Raw genomic sequence first — 18,502 nt, forward strand, 5'->3', positions numbered from 1 at the left:
TCCGTGCCGCCGGGAACTCTTTCGGCGCGGACGGGGGTTCACCGCAAGTTCATGGATGAATATCGTCCCAAATCCCCGGTTTGCCCGGTTTGTGGTTGTAGCTTCCGTTTCGTGAAATATCTGACGACTGCTGCGACCACGGTGGTGGTCGGTTTTTCGCTGACAATGGGGCAGACGACCGCGCTGGCCGAGCCGCCGCCGGTTCCGCCCATTTCTCTCGCGCCGCCCGCCGGGTTGCCGCAGGGACCCAATCCGCTGCAGCAGTGGATCGACGCGACAATTCCGAAACCGACGCAGACGCTGCCGCGGGTGGCGCTCCCGGCGCCGGAGAACGTACCGGCGGATTTGATGCCGCTGTGGCATGCGGTGCAGTCGGCGCCCACCGGTGATCCATTGTTCGACGTGTGGCCCGCCGATCTCGATCGATATGCGCCGGGCGACATTCTGGAAACGCGCGATGTGACCGCGACGGCGCTGCCCATGCTGCTGGTGACGACGGGAACGGTAATTCAGCGGGCCACATTGCTGAAATTCCGCACGACCAATTCCTCCGGCGCACCGTCCATCGGGACCGCGACGCTGCTGCTGCCCGCCAAGCCCTGGACAGGTGCGGGCGGTCAGCCGGTGCTGCTGAACGCCACGGCCATCAATGCGCTGAGCCGGAAGTGCACGACCGGATATGTGCTGGCGCACGGGCTGGAGGTGCCGACCGGACAGGATTTCCTGCCGTCGCCGACGCTGTGGGCGGCCGAGCAAGGCTATGCGGTGGTCATTCCCGATCACGAGGGGCCGCTGATGTCCTATGCGGAGCCGACCGTCGCCGGGCACACCATGCTGGATTCCATCCGGGCCGTGCGGAATTTCGCGCCGGAGCGGTTCGGGGAGAGCCGGTTCGCCTCGACCGGATATTCCGGGGGCGCCATTGCCTCCTATGCCGGGGCCGTGCTCGCCGAGGAATACGCGCCCGAGCTGACGCCCTATCTGGCGGGCGCGAGTCTCGGTGGATTGACCACGGATTACCAGGCTTTCGCGCGGGCTTTCGACGGCTCGTACGCCTCCGGTTTCCTGCTCACCATCGCCCTCGCGATCGCCCGGGAACATCCGGAAATACTCGGCCTGATGAATCATCTGGCGGAGTGGGCGGCGACCTCGCCGGTCAAGGAAATATGCAGTGGCAGTTTCGGCGGGCTGGGCATGGTTCCCGTTACGTTCGAGACCGTGGCCAATATCGACAAACCGCTCGACAGGACGATCGCCGCGGATATTTTCGATCGGCTGAGCCTCAGCGGCCGGAAATCCGCGATACCGCTGTTCGTATACCACGGACTGCACGATCCCTGGATTCCGGTGGCGGGCGCGGAACGGCTGCATCGGGAACAATGCGCGCTCGGCGTCGCGGCGACCAAAAACATTGTCGGCGGCGAGCATCTGCTCGCCTACCTCAACTCCTACACCGCCACCATGGACTGGCTGGACCAGCGATTGCGCGGGGCGCCCGCGACCGGAAACTGCTGAGCTCTGTAACAATCAGATGAGCAGATGAATACGGCGGCATTGGACGACCGGTGAACGGGAATCCTAGGGGCACAAGCATTTCGTCGGCTTTCCCAGGAGGATGACATGGACGAGCCGGTCTGCATCGACTGCTGGCGTCGCGACCACCTCACCTTCGTACAACGGCTGGACCCGGCCTACATCACCCCGGGCCCGGTGCATCGCTGCGCCATGCACCGCCGCCATCTCGAGGATCTGCGCAAGGGTCCCGAGAGCACCGAGGAAGCCGCGTAATCTGGACGTAGTGCCTGGTCGCGGTTGCAGGGGAATGTTATGGCCAAGATGTCCATCGACGAGTTGCTCGATGTTTTCAAAGGGATGACGCTGCTGGAGCTCTCGGAGTTCCTCAGGGCGTTCGAGGACGAATTCGGGGTGAGCGCCGCCGCGCCGGTGGCCACCGTGGCCGCGACCGATACCGCGCCCGCGGTGGACGCGGCCGAGGAGCAGAGCGAATTCGACCTGATCTTGGAATCCTTCGGGGACAAGAAGATTCAGGTCATCAAGGCCATGCGCGAGGTCATTCCCGGCCTGGGCCTCAAGGAGGCCAAGGATCTCGTGGAATCCGCGCCGAAGGCCGTCCTGGAACGGGTGGACCGCAGCGCCGCCGAGAACGCCAAGGCCAAACTCGAGGCCGCCGGGGCTCGCGCGGCGCTGCGGTGATCTCAGGCACCGCGGTGATCCCGGGGACCGCGCGAACTAGGCGGTCCCCGCGGCGAACTCGCGCAGGGTACGCGGCGGGCGGCCGGTGAACTGCTCGATGGTTTCGGTGACGCGGAACAGTTCGTGCCCGGATCCGATGGCGGCGAACATGGTCCACAGATGGGTGAGGTGCTCGACGGTGACCTCGTCGCGATAGCTCGGCATGGCCATGCGGGAGTACTCCTCCGGATGGAGATCGACATAAGGGACACCGAGGATTTCGGCCGCCTGCCCGACCGTCATGACCTCCCCCGCGAGCCAGAGCACCGGATCGACCGGGCCCTCGGCGCGCAGCACCCCGGCCCCCACCCCGGCGACATCCGCGCCCGCGATCAAGGGCAGCACCGTATCCGGGGAGCCCAGCGGCAAGGCCAATTCGCCGCTGTCACCGATGGCGACGCGCAGATTCTCGAAGAACACGGCCGCACGCAGATGCACCGCGCCGATTCCGGCGCGATCGAGCGCCTGTTCGGCGACCCAGTGCCTGCGCATATGCGGTGTGCCCGCCGCCGGATCCGAACCCAGCTGCGAGGTCGCGACCACCCTCTCGAGACCGGCCTCCCGGGCCGCGGCGGCGAAAACGGCCGCCGCGTCCAGCATTCCGGCTGTCACCGGATAGGTGAAGTACGCGCGCCGCACACCCCGCACGGCGGGCCGCACCGCACTGATCTCGCGCAGATCACCCACCACGACCTCGGCGCCGAGATCCTTCAATTCGGCGGCGCGCCCATCGTCGTGATGGACGAACGCGCGCACCGGAAGCCCGTCGCGCACCAGCGTTTCCGCGACGCCGCGCCCGGTGGCGCCTTGGCCGCCGCCGCCCGCGCCCGTGACGAGGATCGGTTCCATGGCCGTTCTCCTCACTGTCGTTTCGGGAGGTCGAGCTCGAATACGCCCTGACCGGCCAAGGCGGTCAGGGACTCGGTCACGTCGAAGGTCTCGGCGGGACTCGCGACCCCGCTCTTGGCGGCGCCCTCGGTGAGCCGGACCGAGGCCTCCACCGAGGCCAGCGCGGCGGCCCGCCACAGATCCCGGCCGCGCAGGTGCCCGGCCGCCGGACGCGCGCCGATAATCTGTGCCGCAATGGTGAATTCGCTGTTGGCGCGCTCTTCGGCCGCGACATTCTCGCTGCTGAAGGCCTGTTCCTCCTCGAAGGTGCGCGCGGTCAGCTGCGCCTCCACCGCCCGCGTGCGGGTGTGCCGCGGAATGGTCACCGCTTCCGGGAAAGGCACCGGCGCGATGACGGTGCGCGGTCCCACCGGCGGCGGGAAGGCGAACACCGCATTGCGCGGCTCCACGAAACCGACCTGCCGCTCGCCGTCGGCGAAGCCGATGCGCTCGGTGTCCGCGAAGAGCAGGCGCGCGGTCTCCACCGCGCCGTGCGTCATCATCCAGTTGGTCACGGCGTAGGCCACGGTGATGCGCTCGATCTCGGGCACGCCCGTGGCGACCGCACCGGCCAGCAGATCACCCAGTCCGCCATAAAAACTCACGCTGGGCAGCATGGTGATCCCGGCGCGCTGGGCCCGCTCCGGGAACTCGTCGAACAATCGGCGCACATGATGCACCTCGACGGCGTGGTCGACATAGTGGCAGCCGCCCTCGACCGCGGCGGTGGCGACGGGCAGTCCGGTCTCGGCGAATGGTCCGGCGCAATGGATCACGACGTCGGCGACCTCCGCCAGCGCGCGCAGCGCGGCCGGATCGTCGAGCGGCGCGGCCATGACGCGGGCGGGCCCGACGGTGGCGAGGGCGGCGGGATTTCGCCCGGATACGACGACATCCTTACCGCGGGAAAGTAGTTCGGCGGTGACCAGCCGACCGGTGTGACCGGTGGCCCCGTAAACGGCGAATACGCTCATGAGGATCAACTCTTGAACTCGGAACGGGGCGTTCGAGCCCCCTTGGTCCCCAGCCTAAGTGAGCCCGCACCGCCGCACGGCCGTTCGGCGAACATACTTTCGAATCAGGTCCGCGCGGTGGCCACGATTCCAGCGAGAATGATCCGCAATCCGTGATCGAATTCCGCGTCCACGTCGGCGGCGGCCATATCGGTCACCAACCGCGCCGTGCGGGGATAACGGCCCGGATCGACCAGCTGCCCGAGATGCTCGGGGCGGTAGGGGTTCTCGGTGTACTCAACACCGCCGCGCGCCTGCTCCTCGATGACGAACCCGGTCGTGTAGTGCAGCAGGATCGGGAAGACCCGCTCCGCGTCGGTGGGCGCGAGGCCCGCGTCCTCGAGCGTGCGCAGCGTCAATTCGACCGTGCGCCACATGGCCTCGTCGCTGACATAGGTTCCGGCCAGCACCTTCGCGCCGTCGCGATAGCGCAGCATGGCCCGGCGCAGCCGCCGCGCGAGTTCGAGCACCCACTCCCCCCAGTCCTCGCCCTGCCGCGGCGCCTCGACCCCGTCGACGGCGACCACGAAGACGTGCACGGCCATGGCGTCCAGGAGTTCGCGCTTGTTCTTGACATGCCAGTACAGCGCGGGCGCCTGCACGTTCAGCGCCGTCGCGACCTTGCGCATGGTCAGCCCGTCGAGCCCGCCCTCGTCGAGCAATCCCAGTGCGGTCTCGGCGATCACCTTGGCATCCAGTTTCACCACGGTCTCCTCTCGTCCTTGACACCTTAACAACGTTCTGTTCTCCTTAACAGCATTAAGGTATTTAACGTTGTTAAGGAGAGAGATCATGGAAACCACCGACGTTGTGATCGCCGGTTCCGGACCGACCGGCCTGATGCTGGCCTGTGAACTGCGGCTCGCCGGAGTTCGGGTGGTACTGGTGGACGGATTGCCCTGCCGCACCGGCGAATCCCGGGCGGGCGGTATTCACGCCCGCACCATGGAGATCCTCGACTCGCGCGGTCTGCTCGACCGGGTGTATCCACAGGGCCAGGCCGGGCACTTCGGCGGTCTGCCACTGGACTTCAGCGATTTCGACACCCGCCACCCGTACACGCTCGCCGTTCTCCAGTCGACGTTGGAACGCGAACTCAACGGCCGCGCAGTGGAATTGGGTGCCGTCACCGAGTGGTCGTCGCCGGTCACCGGATTCCGCCAGGACGCCACGGGCGTCGAAGTGGAGATCGGCGGACCGGACCCACGCCGCCTGCGCGCCGCGTATCTCGTCGGCTGCGACGGCGGCCGCAGCACCGTCCGCAAGCTCGCGGGCATTGCCTTCCCCGGCACCGACGCCACCGTCACCGTCACGGGCATGATCGCCGATGTCGAATTGGCCGATCCACCGGCTCAGCCCTTCTTCGCACAGCGCGCGGGCGCCGGGGACTTCTCCGCCATCCAGTTCGAGCCCGGCTGGTACCGGCTGGTCGTGCAACGCCACGATGTGGTCCTCCCGCGCGGCACGAAACTCACCTTCGAGGATTTCCGCGCGTACTTCACCGAGCTCGCCGGAACCGATTTCGGCATGCACGGTCCCCGCTGGGTGACCCACTACGGCGACGCCGCCCGCCACGCCGAGCGCTACCGCGTGGGCCGCGTGCTGCTCGCGGGCGACGCCGCCCACATCCACTACCCCGCCGGTGGCCAGGGCCAGAATCTCGGCCTCCAGGACGCGGTCAACCTCGGCTGGAAACTCGCGGCCACGGTGCACGGCACCGCCTCCGCCGAACTGCTCGACACGTACGAATCCGAGCGCCATCCCGTCGCGGCGCGCGTGCTGCACAACACCCGCGCCCAAACCGCCCTCATGCGCCCCGGCGCGCACACCGACGCCCTTCGCGGCGTGCTCAGCGATCTGATCGACACGGACCCGGTGCGCCACCGCCTCGGCCTCATGATCACCGCCCTCGACATCCGCTACGACACCAAGTGCGACCACCCTCTCGCGGGCCGCCGCTGCCCCGACGCCGACCTCGTGGTATCGGACGGGCTGGTCCGCGTCGGCGAACTGCTGCGCGCCGCGCGGCCGGTCCTGTTGCTGCTCAACGGAACTCCGGCTCCCGAGCCGACCGGGTGGGCCGATCGGATCGACATCGTCAGCGCCGATTCGCCGACCGCGCAGTGGCCCGTGCCCGGCGTGGGCGCTACCCCGGTCCCCGCCGCCGTGCTCGTTCGTCCCGACGGCTATATCGCCTGGGCGGCCGCCGAGCCCGGCGCCGACGGGCTGGCCGAGGCGCTCACCACCTGGGTCGGCGCGCCCGCCTGACGCGGTCAGGAGGGCGCCTCGATGGTGATACCGGTTCGCGCACCGCGCTTTTCGCCCCACTCGTAGAGCGCGGTCAGCACCGGGACCAGACTCCAGCCCTCCCCGGTGAGGTCGTATTCCACCTGCGGCGGCACGGTGTCGCGGGCCGTGCGCCGCACGAAGCCGTCCGATTCCAGCTCGCGCAGTTGCTGGATCAGCATCTTCTCACTGGTGGCGGGCATCAGACGGCGGAGTTCGCCGTAGCGGTGCACGCCCTCCTTGAGGTGGGCCAGGATCACCGGCTTCCATTTGCCGCCGATCAGGTCGACGGTCACCTCGACCGGGCAGTAGTAGCGCTTCGCGGACATCTCTCGTCTCCGGTACTTACCGAAAAGTGCGTTCTTGTAACACTGTAATCATCGAGCTTCCATGGACTGCGTACCGCGGCGTCCGGCCGCGACGACAGACACGGAGTTCAAATCCTATGAAGGTCATTACTTTCGACCGATTCAAGCCCGGCGTGACCATGGAGACCATTACGCCCTTCCTGCCGGAGGAGGTGGCCAATGTGTGGCGGTTGTGGAAGGCCGGGATCGTGCGGGAGAACTACGCGCGCGCCGACGAGCCCGGCGTGATCATCGTGTGGGAGGTCGACAGCGTCGAGGAGGCCAAGCGCTATATCGACGATTTCCCGCTCAGCAAGAAGGGTTTCCTGGAGTGGACCTACATTCCGGTGACCGCCCCGCTGCCGCTGGAGGCGCTCATGGATCCCACGGTCGACGTGGCCGAGCCCTACGACCGGACCAAGTGAGGCCCGCATGCGCTACGCCTACGGCCTGACCATCCCGTAGACCGTCGAGGACGCCTGCGATCCGGCGCGCATGGCCGTCATCATCTACGACATGCAGGTGGGCATCGTCGGTCAGATCCCGGACGGGGAGCGCATTGCCGAGTCCTGCCGCCGGTTGCGGGATACGGCGCGGGAGAACGGTTTTCGCGTCTTCTACACGCGGCACATGTCGATTCCGGGTCCGGCGGCGGGCGTCGCGCAACTGCGCACCGCCATGGAGTGGCAGCACGTGGACGAACCCACCGCGGTCCGCACCGCCTTCCCGCAGGGATCGCCGCAGTACCAGCTGATTCCCGAACTCGCCCCGGGCCCGGACGAAGTGGTGTTCGACAAGATCACCATGTCCGCTTTCGCGGGCACGCCGCTGGATATCGCTCTGCGCGACTTGCGGATCGACAGCTTCGCCATTGCCGGTATCGCTCTCGAGGTGGGTATCGAACCGACCGTGCGGCACGCCACCGATCTGGGCTATCTCCCGATCATGGTGACCGATGCCTGCGGCGCAGGGCATTCGGAGGCCGCCGAACGCGCGCTGGCCACCCTCGCTTTCGCGGGCGGCTCCCGTACGACCGATGCCGCGACCCTCACGAAACTCATGCGCCGCGACTGAGCGGGAGCGCGTGAGCAATCCCTCATCCGGCCCGTCGAAGTGTCGCGGAGCGCGGCGACTAGCCTAGCGACATGCTGGCAAACTACTCGCGGACTGATGAAGGAGGCGAAGCGCAGATCGTTGCGCTGTGTAATCAGAAGGGTGGCGTCGGCAAGACCACATCGACCATCAATCTGGGTGCCGCGCTTGCGGAATCCGGTCAGCGCGTCCTGCTGGTCGACCTCGATCCGCAGGGCGCGCTGTCCGCGGGACTGGGCGTCCCGCCCAATGACCTGACCGCGACGGTCTACGACCTCTTCGGCACCGCACCGATTCCGATCGACGACGTGCTGCGGAAAACCCGTGTCCCCGAGATGGATCTACTGCCGAGCAATATCGATCTGTCGGCGGCGGAGATCCAGCTGGTCAATCAGATCGGCCGCGAGCATTCGCTGCGGCGGGTGCTGGCCCCCGTGCGCGAGCGCTACGACTACATCCTCATCGACTGCCAGCCCTCCCTGAGCCTGCTCACCGTGAACGCACTCGCCTGCGCGGACGGCGTCATCATCCCCATGGAATGCGAGTTCTTCTCCCTGCGCGGCCTGGCCCTGCTGACCGACACCATGGACAAGGTCCGCGACCGCCTGAACCCCCGACTGACCCTCTTCGGCATCGTGGTCACCATGTTCGACGCCCGCCTGACCCACTCCCGCCAGGTGAAGGCCCGCGTAGCCGAAGTCTTCGGCGACAGCGTCTACGACACCGTCATCTCCCGCACCGTCCGCTTCCCCGACGCCACCATCGCGGGCGAACCCATCACCACCTGGGCCCCGAACTCCGCAGGCGCCGACCAATACCGAGCCCTCGCCCGCGAAGTCGTCCACCGCTCCCCCCACCGAACGCCCTGACGCTTCACACCCTTTACCGCCGGTTCACACCCCTTGTCAGCGGTGAACAACGGGTGTGAACCGGGCGGGAGGGGTGTGAACCGTTCAGAGACGGGCGGAGATTGCTACGGATTGGCCTATGTGGGCGGGGGATTCGACGGTGTCGGCGAGGACTCGGCCGACTGTGGTGCGGGGGACGTGCCAGTTGCCGACTTCGCCGGTGGTGGAGACGAGGGCGGGGGTGGGGGTGGCGTCGTTCAGGTGGACCGGCTGGGTGATGGTCCAGTCGAGGTCGCTGGCGCGGACTATTGCCTCCTGGCGGGCGTGGTCGGCTATCTGGTTGCCGATGACCAGGGGGTAGAAGATTTTATCGATGAGGCGGAGTTTGCCTGCGGTGGGGCCGATTCCGTAGGAGCTCTGGACCACCAGGCGGCGGACGCCGTGGCGGCGCATGGCCGCTACGGCGGCGGCGGTGCCTTGGGAACGGATCTTCGAAGAGGTGTGGGCGGGGCCGAGGAAGCGGACGCGGAGCGGGTTCTCGGTGATGCCGAGCGCAATGACGACGGCGTCTTGACCGGCGACGGCACTGTCGACGGCTGCGGGATCGGTGGCGTCACCGGAGATGGCGCGCAGGGCCGGGGAGGGGCTGGTGTGCAGGAGGGTTTCGGCGTGCCGCGAGAAGGCGGTGACGTCGTGGCCGCGGGTGAGGAGTTCGGTGACCACCGCGGCGCCGGTGCCGCCGGTGGCGCCCAGGACCAGGATTTTCATGAGGTTCCTTCGGAGTGGAGAAGTGATGTCTCCACGCTAGGAAGGAGTGACTGGATGATCCATGACGGTTAGTCTCGGAATTGTGCTCGATCGTCCAGTGCCGGTGGCTCCCCGGATTTCCCGGGATCCCTTGGGAGAAGCGCTGTTCCCGGTGCGGATGCAGGGCGTGTTCTATTCGCACACCGATGCGGGCGCGCCCTGGGGGCTGGAGATTCCGCCGTATCCGGACTGCCTGGCCTTCCATGTGGTGGCCGAGGGCTGCGGCTGGCTCGAGGTCGACCGCGAACCCTCGGTCCAGTTGCGGGCCGGGGATATGGCCCTGGTGCCGCACGGCCGCGGTCACTGGCTGCGCAGCGCGCCCGGCGCACCCGCCACGGGACGCGTGGACGAGTTGCCGCAGCGCATGTTCGGCGAGCGGTACTCGATCCTGCACTGCGGCGGCGACGGCCCGCGGACCGTAATGATCTGCGGCGTGGTGAGTTTCGAACAGCCCGCGGTAGGTCGCCTGCTGGATGTGCTCCCGCCGGTGCTGTATCGCCCGGGCGGCGAGGACGATTCGCACGTCCGCGACATCCTGCGCCTGATGGCGGCCGAACTCCGGCACATGCGCCCGGGCGGCGAGGCCGTGACCGTCCGCCTCGCCGATGTCCTCGTCATCGAGGCCATCCGCGCCTGGCTGGCCGAGGCGCCCGCCGCCCGCACCGGCTGGCTGGGCGCCCTGCGCGATCCGCAACTGGGTCGCGCGATCACCGCCATCCACCGCGAACCCGGCACCCCCTGGACCGTCGCCCTGCTGGCCCCCGAAGCAGCCATGTCCCGCTCCGCCTTCGCGGCGCGCTTCACCGAACTCGTGGGCGAACCCGCCATGCACTACGTGGCGCGCTGCCGCATGGATTCCGCCCGAGCGCAACTCGCGCGCGGCGACACCATCGCGGCCGTCGCGGCCAGCATGGGCTACCAATCCGAGGCTGCCTTCAGTCGCGCCTTCACCCGTATGGCGGGCACCACCCCCGGCGCCATCCGCCGCGCCGGAAGCCGTCCGCCTCAGGCGAACTCGGCGACCACCTCGTAGAGACCCGGATTGGCGCTGGCCACCTTGCGGGCCTCGTCGACGGAGGCCACCACGGCCGGGTTCAGGCCCGCGGCCTCGCAGGCCTCGGCGCTGTCCCAGTGCGCGATATTGACGAGCTGGAAGCGGGCGCCCGGCAGCAGGGCGCGGTGCAGGCGGACGTCGCGGAAGCCGGGGGCGGTGCGCATGAGCGCCGCGCGCTCGCGCCACTGCCGGATGAAGTCGTCGATCTGATCGGCCGGGAGCTCGATGGCATTGATGAAGGTGACACCGTGGTCGGTCATGGGCGGAATCCTCCGAAATTGGTTGTGCGGGTGGGAGAACGGTGGTCAGGAGCCGGGGCGGACGATCATGAGGACGACGACGACGGTCCACAGCAGGTTGTAGATTCCGGCCCACATGCCCAGGCGGCGCAGCTGTTTGCCGTCGTCGGGAGTGCGGAGGGCGTCGCGCTGCAAGGGGTGGATCAGACCGGCGAGCAGGCCGCCCGCGACGGCGGTGAGCAGCATGGCGATGGTGATCCAGATTTCGCCCATGCGGTCCTGGGCAAGGGCCAGGGCAATGCCGACGCCGGGGACGATGAGGCCGAAGATGGCGTAGTTGCCGGTGATCCGGTGCATGGCGCGGGCGACCGCCGGATTGCGGTCGGATTCGGCGGGCGGCTCACCGTCGGCGGCCGGTGCGGCGAGGACGGGGGCGTAGCGGGGAAACAGGCTGGCGGCGACGGCCGAACCGCCGACGAAGACAATGCCCGCGACCACGTGGACGGACAGCAGGAGATGTTCCAAGGATCCGAGACCTTACCTTCAATGCAGCTGAAGCTTCATGGTGCACGCAGACTAGCACCAACCTTCAATGAAGTTGAAGGGTGCCATCGGAAGGCAGTATCAGCGAACTCAGGGCTACCGATTCAGGATTCGAATCCCGCGACGAAGGCGGCGACAATGGCCGAACCGACCTGCTGCTGGATCGGATCCGCCGCGGGTCCGAAGACGCGGTTGTCGACCTCGATCACGACCTTGCGCGCCCGCTCGAGCAGCCGGGTCCCCTTGGCCGTGAGCTCGATGGTCGAGGCGGATCCCGCCCGCGCGGTGCGGTCCCGCACCAGATCGGCCGCCACCAGTGCCTTCACCGCCGTGTGCACGCTCTGCACGCTGGTGCCCGACATGCGCGCCAGATCGCTGAACGAGGCGCCGGGCACCCCGGAGATGTGCCCGAGCAGCGCGAGCCGGGCAATGGTCAGATCCAGCGGGACGAGGGCGGCGGCGAGTTCCGTCTCGACCTTCCGAGCCAGGGTCAGCACCAGGATGGAAGCGCTCGGCGCGGGCGGGCGGGGGCGGTCGTTCTCGGCGGTCACCGACCCATCTTCGCCCACCCGGCCGGTCGGCGCGGCATCACAGTTGGCCAACAATCGGTGTGTTGATCTTGTTGGCTATGAATCGGCAAATAGCGTGACCCGGGTCAGCGCGCTCGTTGGCCGAAGGGAGTGGGCATGGTTCTCACGATAGGTTTCGCCACGAAGATCGCAGTGAGCGGGGCCATCGCCCTGATCGCGGCCGGGCCGACGGCCGCACCGGCGCAGGCGAATCCGCCAGCGGTCGTGGGCGGCGGTTCGGGAATCGCCTTGCAGACCGGGAGTCCCGATCTGGTGGTGCTGTGCACCATGACCGCCGTCGGCTACGACCGGACCGGGCAGCTGGTCGGCATTACCGCGGGCCACTGCGCCGAGGACGCGGGCGTGGCGGTGTGGTCCGAGGCCGCGCCGCAGGGCGGGCCCATAGGATTCGTCGCCGTCAAGGATGTCGGCCACGACTGGGCGGTCGTGCAACTCGATCCGGCGCGCGTGACGCCGGTGCGGCAGGTCGGGCCGTCGGTGGTCGCGAGTATCGGCGCACCGGCCGCGCCCTGGGAGACCGTCTGTAAGAACGGCCGCACCACCGGATTCACCTGCGGTGTGGTGTGGGACGCCTACCCGCAGGAATTCCTCTCCCAGGTGTGCGCCAATCACGGCGACTCCGGCGGACCGGTGCTGCGCGGCGATCAGCTCGTCGGCATGATCAACGCGGGACTCAGCCCCGAGGGCTCGGCCGAGATGCCGTGCACCGGGCCCGGGAATCCGATTCACGAACCGGATATCTCCAATCAGATCACCTCGGTGCTCGCCGAAATCGACAGTCTCGGCATTGTGGGAGCCGGATTCCAGCCGCTGTGAACCCGGCGGGCCGATCCCGGGGCGCCCGCGTAGCCTCGGGATATGACTCTCGACCACGGTGATCCCGGCGACGCTCCCTCGACTCCGCCCCCGCTCGCGCCGGTGGCCAACGCGGTCCGCCCGACCCCCGCCGAAGAGGCGAAAACCGTTGCGGCATCCACGAATACGGCAACCCTGGCATCGCTGACCGGCGACGGCGCACCGTGGGCGTCGTTCGTCACCTACGGTCTGAGCGACGGGCAGCCGGTGCTGTGCGTCTCGCGGCTGGCCGAGCACGGGCGCAATCTGCTCGATGATCCCCGCGCGAGCCTGGCCATCGTGGCGCCCGACGCACCGGCGGATCCCCTTGCCGGAGCCCGGGTCACCCTCGCCGGTGTGATGGAACGCCCGGAGGGCGAGGCGGCCGACGCCGCGCGCGAGGCGCATCTGGCGGCCGTTCCCGCCGCGAAGTACTACATCGACTACAGCGATTTCACGCTGTGGGTGCTGCGCGTCGAGCGGGTGCGCTGGGTCGGCGGCTACGGGCGCATGGATTCCGCCACCGCCGCGGACTATGCGGCGGCGCACCCGGATCCGATCATTCCGAATGCCCAGCGCGCGGTCACCCACGTCAACGAGGACCACGCCGACGCCCTGCTCGATATGGCCCACGCCTTCGGCGGCTATCCCGACGCGACCGCCGCGACCTGTGAACGCGCCGACCGCTACGGCCTGGACCTGCGCGTGCAGACCCCGCGCGGGGTCGCCGTCACCCGCGTCGGATATTTCGCGCCGATCGACGGCATCGGCGAACTGCGGGACGCGACGGTCCAATTGGCGCACCGCGCACGCGAGGCGTGACCTCCGCCATACGGCTTGACCCTGACGCGGCGTGAGGCTCGAGGCTCGGTGTCATGAACGAACACAGTGACACGAAGGAATACCTCGGCCCCGTCCCCATGCCCGCCCTCGATGCCGTGGCCCCCGCGGTCTATCGCGGCTTCTACGGCATGCCCATGTTCCCGATCCTCCCGACCGCCGATTTCGCCGCCACCAAGGATTTCTGGATGCGCGGACTCGGTTTCATCGATCTGTTCTCGGTGCCCGAGCAGGTGACCCACCTGCGCCGCTGGGCCTTCCAGGATGTGCTGTTCGTCCCCGGCGAGCGGCCCGCCGAGGCGCCCGCCGCGAGCATCAGCTTCGCCTGCGTGCTCGGCCAGATCGAGGAGATCCGCACGCGCTGTGAGGAACTCGTGCCGGGTTGCACGAGCGAACCGGAGCTGAAGCCGTGGAACTCGGTGGAATTCGCCGTCGTCACGCCGGAGAACGCCCAGGTGGTGCTGACCGCGGCGCGTCCGATCGATCCCGATGGCGCGGAGGCGGAGTTCCTGCGGTCGATCGGCATCGAGGTCCCCCGGCCGTGACGCGTGGCCGGGTGCTGTGGCCGGTGCGCGATACTGAGCCGATGGCATCCGGTTCCCGCGCACCCGAACAGCCCGAACCCACCGGTGACGCGCTGACCGTGGGCCGCGCGGCCGCGCTCGTCGGCATCAGCGTGCGCACCCTGCACCATTGGGACACCACCGGCTTGGTCCGGCCGAGCGGCCGGACCTGGTCGGGCTATCGCATGTACGCCCCCGCGGACATTGCTCGCATCCATCGCGTCCTCGTCTATCGCGAGCTCGGCCTTTCCCTGGCCCGCATCACCGAACTCCTGGACGACCCGGACGCCGATGCCGGTGCGCACCTGCGCCGCCAGCGTTCGGAACTGGTCGAGCGCATTGCCCGGCTGGAGGGCATGGTCGGCGCGGTGGACCGCATGCTCGAGGTCTCGTCCAAGGGCATCCAGCTCACCCCCGAACAGCAGGTCGAGATATTCGGCGATCAATGGCGGGCGTCCTGGCTCGAGGAAGCCGAACACCGCTGGGGCGACAGTGCGCAGTGGGCGCAGTGGGCCGACCGGACCGGCGAGTGGACTCTCGCCGACTGGACCCGCATGACGGCCGACACCGAGGACCTAAACGCCGATCTCGCCGCCGCGAAGCGCGAAGGACTGGTTCCCGGCGCGGCCGCCGCGAACGCGCTGGCCGAGCGCCATCGCGCCCTGATGTCCCAGTATTTCGACTGCACCCACGCCATGCAGGTCTGCATGGGCAGGATGTTCACCGACGAGCCCGGTTATGCCGACTATTACGACGCCCTGGAACCCGGTCTGACCGAGTGGTTCCGCGCCGTCATCGCCGCGAATGCCCGTGCCCATGGCGTCGATCCGGACACCGCGACCTGGGAGTGAGTGCGCGCGTGGGACTTTCAGCCCTTCAGTTTGCGCCAGCCGCCCGCGCGGTTGTTGCCGATGATCTGCTGGAACATCGCCGACAAGGCTGGGGCATTGAGCTTTTCGCCTTCCTTGATCGCCACCGTGCGGGCGGTCTTGTTGTCGTGCCCGCCGGTAATGATCCCCTCCGGATCGGGGACGATCGCCCCGTCGTAGAGTAAGACGTTCACGTGCGTCTTTGCGGCCAGCAGCGCGCAGATATTGCCTTGGAGGACGAAATACGGCTGCACCGTCCGTTTGATGGTCTCCTCGACCTCCGGATCGGCGGCGTGCACGAGTTCTCGCACCTCGTGGCAGATCCGCTGCTGCCATTCGGGTAGCGCGTCGATATAGGCGTCGACGCGGGGGTCGGCCTCATAGGACATGAGCGGACCCTACCGGTGTTACCAGTCCGACGGCCTCCGCCAGGCGGCGATGCGATTCGAGGCGGGCGGTCCGGTCGAAGGTACTGGTGTGCACCAGGATTTCGTCCGCGCCGGTGCGGGTGACGAGACCTTCCAGGGCCACGGTGACCGTGGCCTCGGTGCCGTGGATGTGGCCGCGCAGGGACTCCTCGAATATGCGGCGCTGGCGGTCGGCCATGGGTTCGCGCTCGATCTCCTCCGGCGAGATCAGGGGCGGGAATTCGCCGTGGGTGCGGGAGTAGGCGGCCGACCAAGCCTCGGGCAGCAGCAGGCGGTGCGCCTGCGCCTCGGTATCGGCGATCACGGCGGAGGCGGAGACGACGACGTAGGGCTCCGCGCCCCAGTAGCCGGGCTGGAAGTTGGTGCGGTACTGGTCGATTGCCTCGGCCATGGCGGTCTCGCCCGCGATCGGGGCGATGACCAGGGGCAGCCCGAAGCGGGCCGCGCGCTCGGCGCCGGAACCGACAGCCAGCAGGAAGGCCGGAATGCGCAGCCCCTCGGCCGGCCAGGCGTGCACGCCCAGCCGCCCTTCGCTCAGGTACTGCTGGAGTTCGCCGAGCTGGGCGTCGAAGTCCTCGGCATCGCGTTTGTCGTGGCCGAGGGCGCGGCGCACGCCGTCGGTGAAGCCGACCGATCGGCCCAAGCCCATATCGATGCGGCCGGGGTAGAGCGATTCCAGGACGCCGAATTGTTCGGCCACCACCAGCGGCTGATGGTTGGGCAGCATGACGCCGCCGGTGCCGACGCGGATCCGGTCGGTGGCCGCGGCGACGGCGGCGGCCAGCACGGTGGGCGCGGAGCCGGAGACACCGGGCACGCTGTGGTGTTCGGAGACCCAGAAGCGGTGGTAGCCCCAGCGTTCGGCCAGCCGGGCGAACTCGACGGTCTCGCGCAGGGCCTCAGGATGGGTCTGGCCCTGTCGGCGGCGCGAACGGTCCAGGATCGAGAAGCGAGTCTGTCGCAGCACCGAGCTCATGATCTATGCCAACGCGTCGGCCCGCGGTTGATTCCGGGCGGGCCCGGACGGGCGGTTCAGCCCAGCCGGGTGATCGGTTTGGCGGCGGCGAGATCGCGTTCGATGCCCTGCGCGGCGCTGCGCAGCCGCGGGAGCAGATCGGCGTGGATCTCCTCGAGGGTGCGGCGGGTGGCGTGGGTGGAGATGTTCACCGCGGCCACCACCGCGCCGGTCGCATCGCGCACCGGCGCCGCCACCGAGCGCAGGCCCTCCTCCAATTCCTGGTCGACGATCGAATAGCCCTGGGAGCGCACGGTTTCCAGTTCGGCGCGCAGGACCGCCGGATCGGTGACGGTATTCGAGGTGAAGCGGTCCAGACTGGTCTCGCGCAGATAGTCGTCGAGTGCTGCGGCGGGCAGACCCGCCAGCAGCACATGACCCATGGAGGTGGCGTACGCCGGGAAGCGGGTGCCGATATTGATGCTCACGGTCATGATCCGCGAGGCCGCGACACGCGCGACATAGACCACGTCGGAACCATCCAGCACCGAGACCGAGCTGGACTCGCGTACCTGCGCGGAGAGCTGTTCCAGGTGCGGCTGCGCCACCTCGGGCAGGGTCATGCTGGACAGATAGGAGTACCCCAGCTCCAGCACCTTTGCCGTGAGCGAGAACCGCTTGCCGTCGGTGCGGACATAGCCGAGATCGGTGAGCGTGAGCAGGAAGCGGCGCGAGGCGGCGCGGGTGAGCCCGGTCGAGCGGGCCACATCGGCGAGCGTCAGCTGCGGGCTGTGCGCACCGAACGCCGTGATGACCGCGAGCCCCCGCTCCAGCGACTGCACGTAATGCGCACCGCGGGCGGTGTCGTCCGCCGCGCCATCGCGCTCGTCTCCGGTCATCGGCCCTCCTCGCCAGCGCCCTCCGCCGCGATCTCGGACAGCACCCGCTGCCCGATCGCGAAGGCGGCATTGGCGGCGGGCACGCCCACGTACGCGCCGGTGTGCAGCAGCACTTCGGCGACCTCCTCCGAGGTGAGCCCATTGCCCAGTGCGGCGCGCACGTGCATGGCGATCTCCTCGTGCCGCCCCAGGGCGGTGAGCACGGCCAGCGTAACGCAACTGCGCGTCCGACTGTCCAACCCCGGACGCGTCCAGATCGACCCCCACACGGCCTCGGTGATGTACTCCTGGAACGGCCGGGTGAAGTCGCTCGTCCGCGCCACCGCCCGATCCACGTGCACATCCCCCAGCACCTCCCGCCGCACCCGCATCCCCTGCTCCGCGCGATCGCTCACGAGTTCTCCTCCAGATGTCGCAGAATCAACGGATTGACCTGATCGGCCGCCTCGGTGGTCGCCAGATGCGCTCCCGGACCGACGATTTCGAACCGCGCCCCCGGAATGCCCGCGGCAATCCTGCGCCCGTCCGCGGTGGTCGTCGCCGGATCGTCCGCCCCGGAGATCACCAGCGTGGGCGTCGTGATCGCACCCAGCCCCGCCGCGATATCCATGGTTTCGATTGCGCCGCAACAGGCCACATACCCCTCCACGGGTTGAGCACCGACCATCTCCTGGAAGAACCGCACCTCGTCGGGATGGTCGCGCTGCCAGTCCGGGGTGAACCACCGATTCATCGACGTCTCCGCCAGCCACCCCATCCCATTGGCCCGCACCGCCCGCGCCCGCTCGGCCCAATTCACCGGCGGCAACTCGGCCGACGTACAACACAACGTCAACGACCGCAATCGCTCCGACGCGTTCTCCCCCAACCACATCCCCACCATCCCGCCCAGCGACAGCCCCACCCAATGCGCCCGCTCGACCCCCAGCCGATCCAGCAATCCGAGCGCGTCCCCACCCAAATCCGCCAGCGTGTACGGTCCCTCGGGCACCGCCGACCCCCCATTCCCCCGATGATCCATCCGAATCACCCGATACCCCGCCGCCACCAACGGCCCCACCTGCGCCCCCCCACATTCGCCCATCACTGCCAATGGACCCGCTGAGCACCACGATGGGCCCATCCTCCACACCCTCAGCCGCATAGCTGACCGC

At 68.5% G+C, this 18,502-nt stretch carries 25 protein-coding genes; 12 read left to right on the top strand and 13 right to left on the bottom strand.

Going from position 1 to position 18,502, the window contains the following annotated elements; all coding sequences use genetic code 11:
• Nucleotides 1–111 precede the first annotated feature (111 nt).
• From NC4_RS18030 to rplL, 3 genes are all read left to right on the top strand, one after another.
• Nucleotides 112–1,515, top strand: coding sequence for a lipase family protein (locus tag NC4_RS18030; RefSeq protein WP_245721752.1), 1,404 nt, complete (start codon nt 112–114; stop codon nt 1,513–1,515).
• 105 nt (nt 1,516–1,620) lie between these two features.
• Nucleotides 1,621–1,788 carry a hypothetical protein gene (locus NC4_RS40290; protein ID WP_157554848.1) on the top strand — a complete coding sequence of 56 codons (168 nt, stop codon included), beginning with the start codon at nt 1,621–1,623 and terminating at the stop codon, nt 1,786–1,788.
• 39 nt (nt 1,789–1,827) lie between these two features.
• On the top strand, nt 1,828–2,214 hold the full coding sequence (gene rplL, locus NC4_RS18035) for a 50S ribosomal protein L7/L12 (RefSeq protein ID WP_067539497.1): 387 nt from the start codon (nt 1,828–1,830) through the stop codon (nt 2,212–2,214).
• Between the two features lie 36 nt (nt 2,215–2,250).
• Here the strand turns inward: rplL and NC4_RS18040 are convergent, their stop codons facing one another.
• The 3 genes from NC4_RS18040 to NC4_RS18050 form a co-directional block, all read right to left on the bottom strand.
• Nucleotides 2,251–3,102, bottom strand: a complete 852-nt coding sequence (locus NC4_RS18040; protein ID WP_067539500.1) for an NAD(P)H-binding protein — start codon at nt 3,100–3,102, stop codon at nt 2,251–2,253.
• Nucleotides 3,103–3,113: 11 nt separating this feature from the next.
• Nucleotides 3,114–4,115 carry a saccharopine dehydrogenase NADP-binding domain-containing protein gene (locus tag NC4_RS18045; protein ID WP_067539503.1) on the bottom strand — a complete coding sequence of 334 codons (1,002 nt, stop codon included), beginning with the start codon at nt 4,113–4,115 and terminating at the stop codon, nt 3,114–3,116.
• 104 nt (nt 4,116–4,219) lie between these two features.
• Complete coding sequence (locus NC4_RS18050) at nt 4,220–4,861, bottom strand: TetR/AcrR family transcriptional regulator C-terminal domain-containing protein (protein WP_245721753.1); 642 nt, start codon at nt 4,859–4,861, stop codon at nt 4,220–4,222.
• An 85-nt stretch (nt 4,862–4,946) separates the two neighbouring features.
• Between NC4_RS18050 and NC4_RS18055 the strand changes: the two genes are divergently transcribed.
• Nucleotides 4,947–6,422 (top strand): FAD-dependent monooxygenase, encoded by a 1,476-nt coding sequence (locus NC4_RS18055; protein ID WP_067539506.1) that lies wholly within the window; start codon nt 4,947–4,949, stop codon nt 6,420–6,422.
• Between the two features lie 5 nt (nt 6,423–6,427).
• On the opposite strand, the gene NC4_RS18060 is transcribed toward NC4_RS18055, so the two are convergent.
• A complete protein-coding gene (locus NC4_RS18060; RefSeq protein WP_067539511.1) occupies nt 6,428–6,769 on the bottom strand; it encodes a winged helix-turn-helix transcriptional regulator in 342 nt (113 codons plus the stop codon).
• Nucleotides 6,770–6,885: 116 nt separating this feature from the next.
• Between NC4_RS18060 and NC4_RS18065 the strand changes: the two genes are divergently transcribed.
• The 3 genes from NC4_RS18065 (at nt 6,886) to NC4_RS18075 (ending at nt 8,748) form a co-directional block, all read left to right on the top strand.
• Nucleotides 6,886–7,212 carry a hypothetical protein gene (locus tag NC4_RS18065; protein ID WP_067539515.1) on the top strand — a complete coding sequence of 109 codons (327 nt, stop codon included), beginning with the start codon at nt 6,886–6,888 and terminating at the stop codon, nt 7,210–7,212.
• A 70-nt stretch (nt 7,213–7,282) separates the two neighbouring features.
• Nucleotides 7,283–7,861, top strand: a complete 579-nt coding sequence (locus NC4_RS18070) for a cysteine hydrolase family protein (protein WP_067539518.1) — start codon at nt 7,283–7,285, stop codon at nt 7,859–7,861.
• A 71-nt stretch (nt 7,862–7,932) separates the two neighbouring features.
• Entirely contained in the window at nt 7,933–8,748 is an 816-nt protein-coding gene (locus tag NC4_RS18075; protein ID WP_067539521.1) for a ParA family protein, read from the top strand.
• Nucleotides 8,749–8,832: 84 nt separating this feature from the next.
• On the opposite strand, the gene NC4_RS18080 is transcribed toward NC4_RS18075, so the two are convergent.
• Nucleotides 8,833–9,495 (bottom strand): NAD(P)-dependent oxidoreductase, encoded by a 663-nt coding sequence (locus NC4_RS18080; RefSeq protein ID WP_067539523.1) that lies wholly within the window; start codon nt 9,493–9,495, stop codon nt 8,833–8,835.
• 82 nt (nt 9,496–9,577) lie between these two features.
• Between NC4_RS18080 and NC4_RS18085 the strand changes: the two genes are divergently transcribed.
• Nucleotides 9,578–10,567: an AraC family transcriptional regulator gene (locus NC4_RS18085; RefSeq protein ID WP_245721754.1), complete on the top strand. Its 990-nt coding sequence runs from the start codon at nt 9,578–9,580 to the stop codon at nt 10,565–10,567.
• On the opposite strand, the gene NC4_RS18090 is transcribed toward NC4_RS18085, so the two are convergent.
• The 3 genes from NC4_RS18090 to NC4_RS18100 all read right to left on the bottom strand — a co-directional run bounded on the left by NC4_RS18090 (nt 10,540) and on the right by NC4_RS18100 (nt 11,921).
• Nucleotides 10,540–10,848 (bottom strand): antibiotic biosynthesis monooxygenase family protein, encoded by a 309-nt coding sequence (locus NC4_RS18090; RefSeq protein WP_067539529.1) that lies wholly within the window; start codon nt 10,846–10,848, stop codon nt 10,540–10,542. The genes NC4_RS18085 and NC4_RS18090 overlap by 28 nt on opposite strands.
• Nucleotides 10,849–10,893: 45 nt before the next feature.
• Nucleotides 10,894–11,352, bottom strand: a complete 459-nt coding sequence (locus NC4_RS18095) for a hypothetical protein (RefSeq protein WP_067539532.1) — start codon at nt 11,350–11,352, stop codon at nt 10,894–10,896.
• 122 nt (nt 11,353–11,474) lie between these two features.
• Nucleotides 11,475–11,921, bottom strand: a complete 447-nt coding sequence (locus NC4_RS18100; RefSeq protein ID WP_067539931.1) for a MarR family winged helix-turn-helix transcriptional regulator — start codon at nt 11,919–11,921, stop codon at nt 11,475–11,477.
• A gap of 135 nt (nt 11,922–12,056) precedes the next feature.
• Here NC4_RS18100 and NC4_RS18105 point away from each other — a divergent pair, with 135 nt between their 5' ends.
• The 4 genes from NC4_RS18105 to NC4_RS18120 are packed head-to-tail and all read left to right on the top strand — an operon-like array spanning nt 12,057 to nt 15,048.
• Nucleotides 12,057–12,776: a S1 family peptidase gene (locus tag NC4_RS18105; protein ID WP_067539535.1), complete on the top strand. Its 720-nt coding sequence runs from the start codon at nt 12,057–12,059 to the stop codon at nt 12,774–12,776.
• A gap of 42 nt (nt 12,777–12,818) precedes the next feature.
• Nucleotides 12,819–13,616, top strand: coding sequence for a HugZ family pyridoxamine 5'-phosphate oxidase (locus tag NC4_RS18110; RefSeq protein ID WP_067539538.1), 798 nt, complete (start codon nt 12,819–12,821; stop codon nt 13,614–13,616).
• 53 nt (nt 13,617–13,669) lie between these two features.
• Nucleotides 13,670–14,179 (top strand): VOC family protein, encoded by a 510-nt coding sequence (locus NC4_RS18115; RefSeq protein ID WP_067539541.1) that lies wholly within the window; start codon nt 13,670–13,672, stop codon nt 14,177–14,179.
• Nucleotides 14,180–14,220: 41 nt separating this feature from the next.
• Complete coding sequence (locus NC4_RS18120; RefSeq protein WP_067539933.1) at nt 14,221–15,048, top strand: MerR family transcriptional regulator; 828 nt, start codon at nt 14,221–14,223, stop codon at nt 15,046–15,048.
• Nucleotides 15,049–15,065: 17 nt separating this feature from the next.
• Here NC4_RS18120 and NC4_RS18125 read toward each other — a convergent pair whose 3' ends face one another.
• The 5 genes from NC4_RS18125 to NC4_RS40300 form a co-directional block, all read right to left on the bottom strand.
• The gene (locus NC4_RS18125; RefSeq protein WP_067539544.1) at nt 15,066–15,455 is read right to left on the bottom strand and encodes a DUF1801 domain-containing protein; all 390 of its coding nucleotides are present in this window, start codon (nt 15,453–15,455) and stop codon (nt 15,066–15,068) included.
• On the bottom strand, nt 15,445–16,461 hold the full coding sequence (locus tag NC4_RS18130) for an LLM class flavin-dependent oxidoreductase (RefSeq protein WP_439957523.1): 1,017 nt from the start codon (nt 16,459–16,461) through the stop codon (nt 15,445–15,447). Before NC4_RS18130 ends, NC4_RS18125 begins: the two co-directional genes overlap by 11 nt.
• A gap of 65 nt (nt 16,462–16,526) precedes the next feature.
• A complete protein-coding gene (locus tag NC4_RS18135) occupies nt 16,527–17,348 on the bottom strand; it encodes an IclR family transcriptional regulator domain-containing protein (RefSeq protein WP_067539550.1) in 822 nt (273 codons plus the stop codon).
• Nucleotides 17,345–17,743, bottom strand: a complete 399-nt coding sequence (pcaC, locus tag NC4_RS40295; RefSeq protein ID WP_245721755.1) for a 4-carboxymuconolactone decarboxylase — start codon at nt 17,741–17,743, stop codon at nt 17,345–17,347. The genes NC4_RS18135 and pcaC overlap by 4 nt, the downstream gene beginning before the upstream one ends.
• The gene (locus NC4_RS40300; RefSeq protein ID WP_369690763.1) at nt 17,740–18,492 is read right to left on the bottom strand and encodes an alpha/beta fold hydrolase; all 753 of its coding nucleotides are present in this window, start codon (nt 18,490–18,492) and stop codon (nt 17,740–17,742) included. Before NC4_RS40300 ends, pcaC begins: the two co-directional genes overlap by 4 nt.
• Nucleotides 18,493–18,502: the final 10 nt, after the last annotated feature.

Source organism: Nocardia crassostreae, assembly GCF_001613405.1.
In the GTDB taxonomy this organism is placed as follows: Bacteria; Actinomycetota; Actinomycetes; order Mycobacteriales; family Mycobacteriaceae; genus Nocardia; species Nocardia crassostreae.

Coding starts and splice junctions, on each gene's coding strand:
- NC4_RS18125 (WP_067539544.1), bottom strand. CDS start 15,455: ATGTCCTATGAGGCCGACCCCCGCGTCGACGCCTATATCGACGCGCTA.
- NC4_RS18065 (WP_067539515.1), top strand. CDS start 6,886: ATGAAGGTCATTACTTTCGACCGATTCAAGCCCGGCGTGACCATGGAG.
- rplL (WP_067539497.1), top strand. CDS start 1,828: ATGGCCAAGATGTCCATCGACGAGTTGCTCGATGTTTTCAAAGGGATG.
- NC4_RS18060 (WP_067539511.1), bottom strand. CDS start 6,769: ATGTCCGCGAAGCGCTACTACTGCCCGGTCGAGGTGACCGTCGACCTG.
- NC4_RS18040 (WP_067539500.1), bottom strand. CDS start 3,102: ATGGAACCGATCCTCGTCACGGGCGCGGGCGGCGGCGGCCAAGGCGCC.
- NC4_RS18090 (WP_067539529.1), bottom strand. CDS start 10,848: ATGACCGACCACGGTGTCACCTTCATCAATGCCATCGAGCTCCCGGCC.
- NC4_RS18115 (WP_067539541.1), top strand. CDS start 13,670: ATGAACGAACACAGTGACACGAAGGAATACCTCGGCCCCGTCCCCATG.
- NC4_RS18120 (WP_067539933.1), top strand. CDS start 14,221: ATGGCATCCGGTTCCCGCGCACCCGAACAGCCCGAACCCACCGGTGAC.
- NC4_RS18045 (WP_067539503.1), bottom strand. CDS start 4,115: ATGAGCGTATTCGCCGTTTACGGGGCCACCGGTCACACCGGTCGGCTG.
- NC4_RS18135 (WP_067539550.1), bottom strand. CDS start 17,348: ATGACCGGAGACGAGCGCGATGGCGCGGCGGACGACACCGCCCGCGGT.
- NC4_RS40300 (WP_369690763.1), bottom strand. CDS start 18,492: ATGCGGCTGAGGGTGTGGAGGATGGGCCCATCGTGGTGCTCAGCGGGT.
- NC4_RS40290 (WP_157554848.1), top strand. CDS start 1,621: ATGGACGAGCCGGTCTGCATCGACTGCTGGCGTCGCGACCACCTCACC.
- NC4_RS18080 (WP_067539523.1), bottom strand. CDS start 9,495: ATGAAAATCCTGGTCCTGGGCGCCACCGGCGGCACCGGCGCCGCGGTG.
- NC4_RS18075 (WP_067539521.1), top strand. CDS start 7,933: ATGCTGGCAAACTACTCGCGGACTGATGAAGGAGGCGAAGCGCAGATC.
- NC4_RS18110 (WP_067539538.1), top strand. CDS start 12,819: ATGACTCTCGACCACGGTGATCCCGGCGACGCTCCCTCGACTCCGCCC.
- NC4_RS18055 (WP_067539506.1), top strand. CDS start 4,947: ATGGAAACCACCGACGTTGTGATCGCCGGTTCCGGACCGACCGGCCTG.
- NC4_RS18070 (WP_067539518.1), top strand. CDS start 7,283: ATGGCCGTCATCATCTACGACATGCAGGTGGGCATCGTCGGTCAGATC.
- NC4_RS18105 (WP_067539535.1), top strand. CDS start 12,057: ATGGTTCTCACGATAGGTTTCGCCACGAAGATCGCAGTGAGCGGGGCC.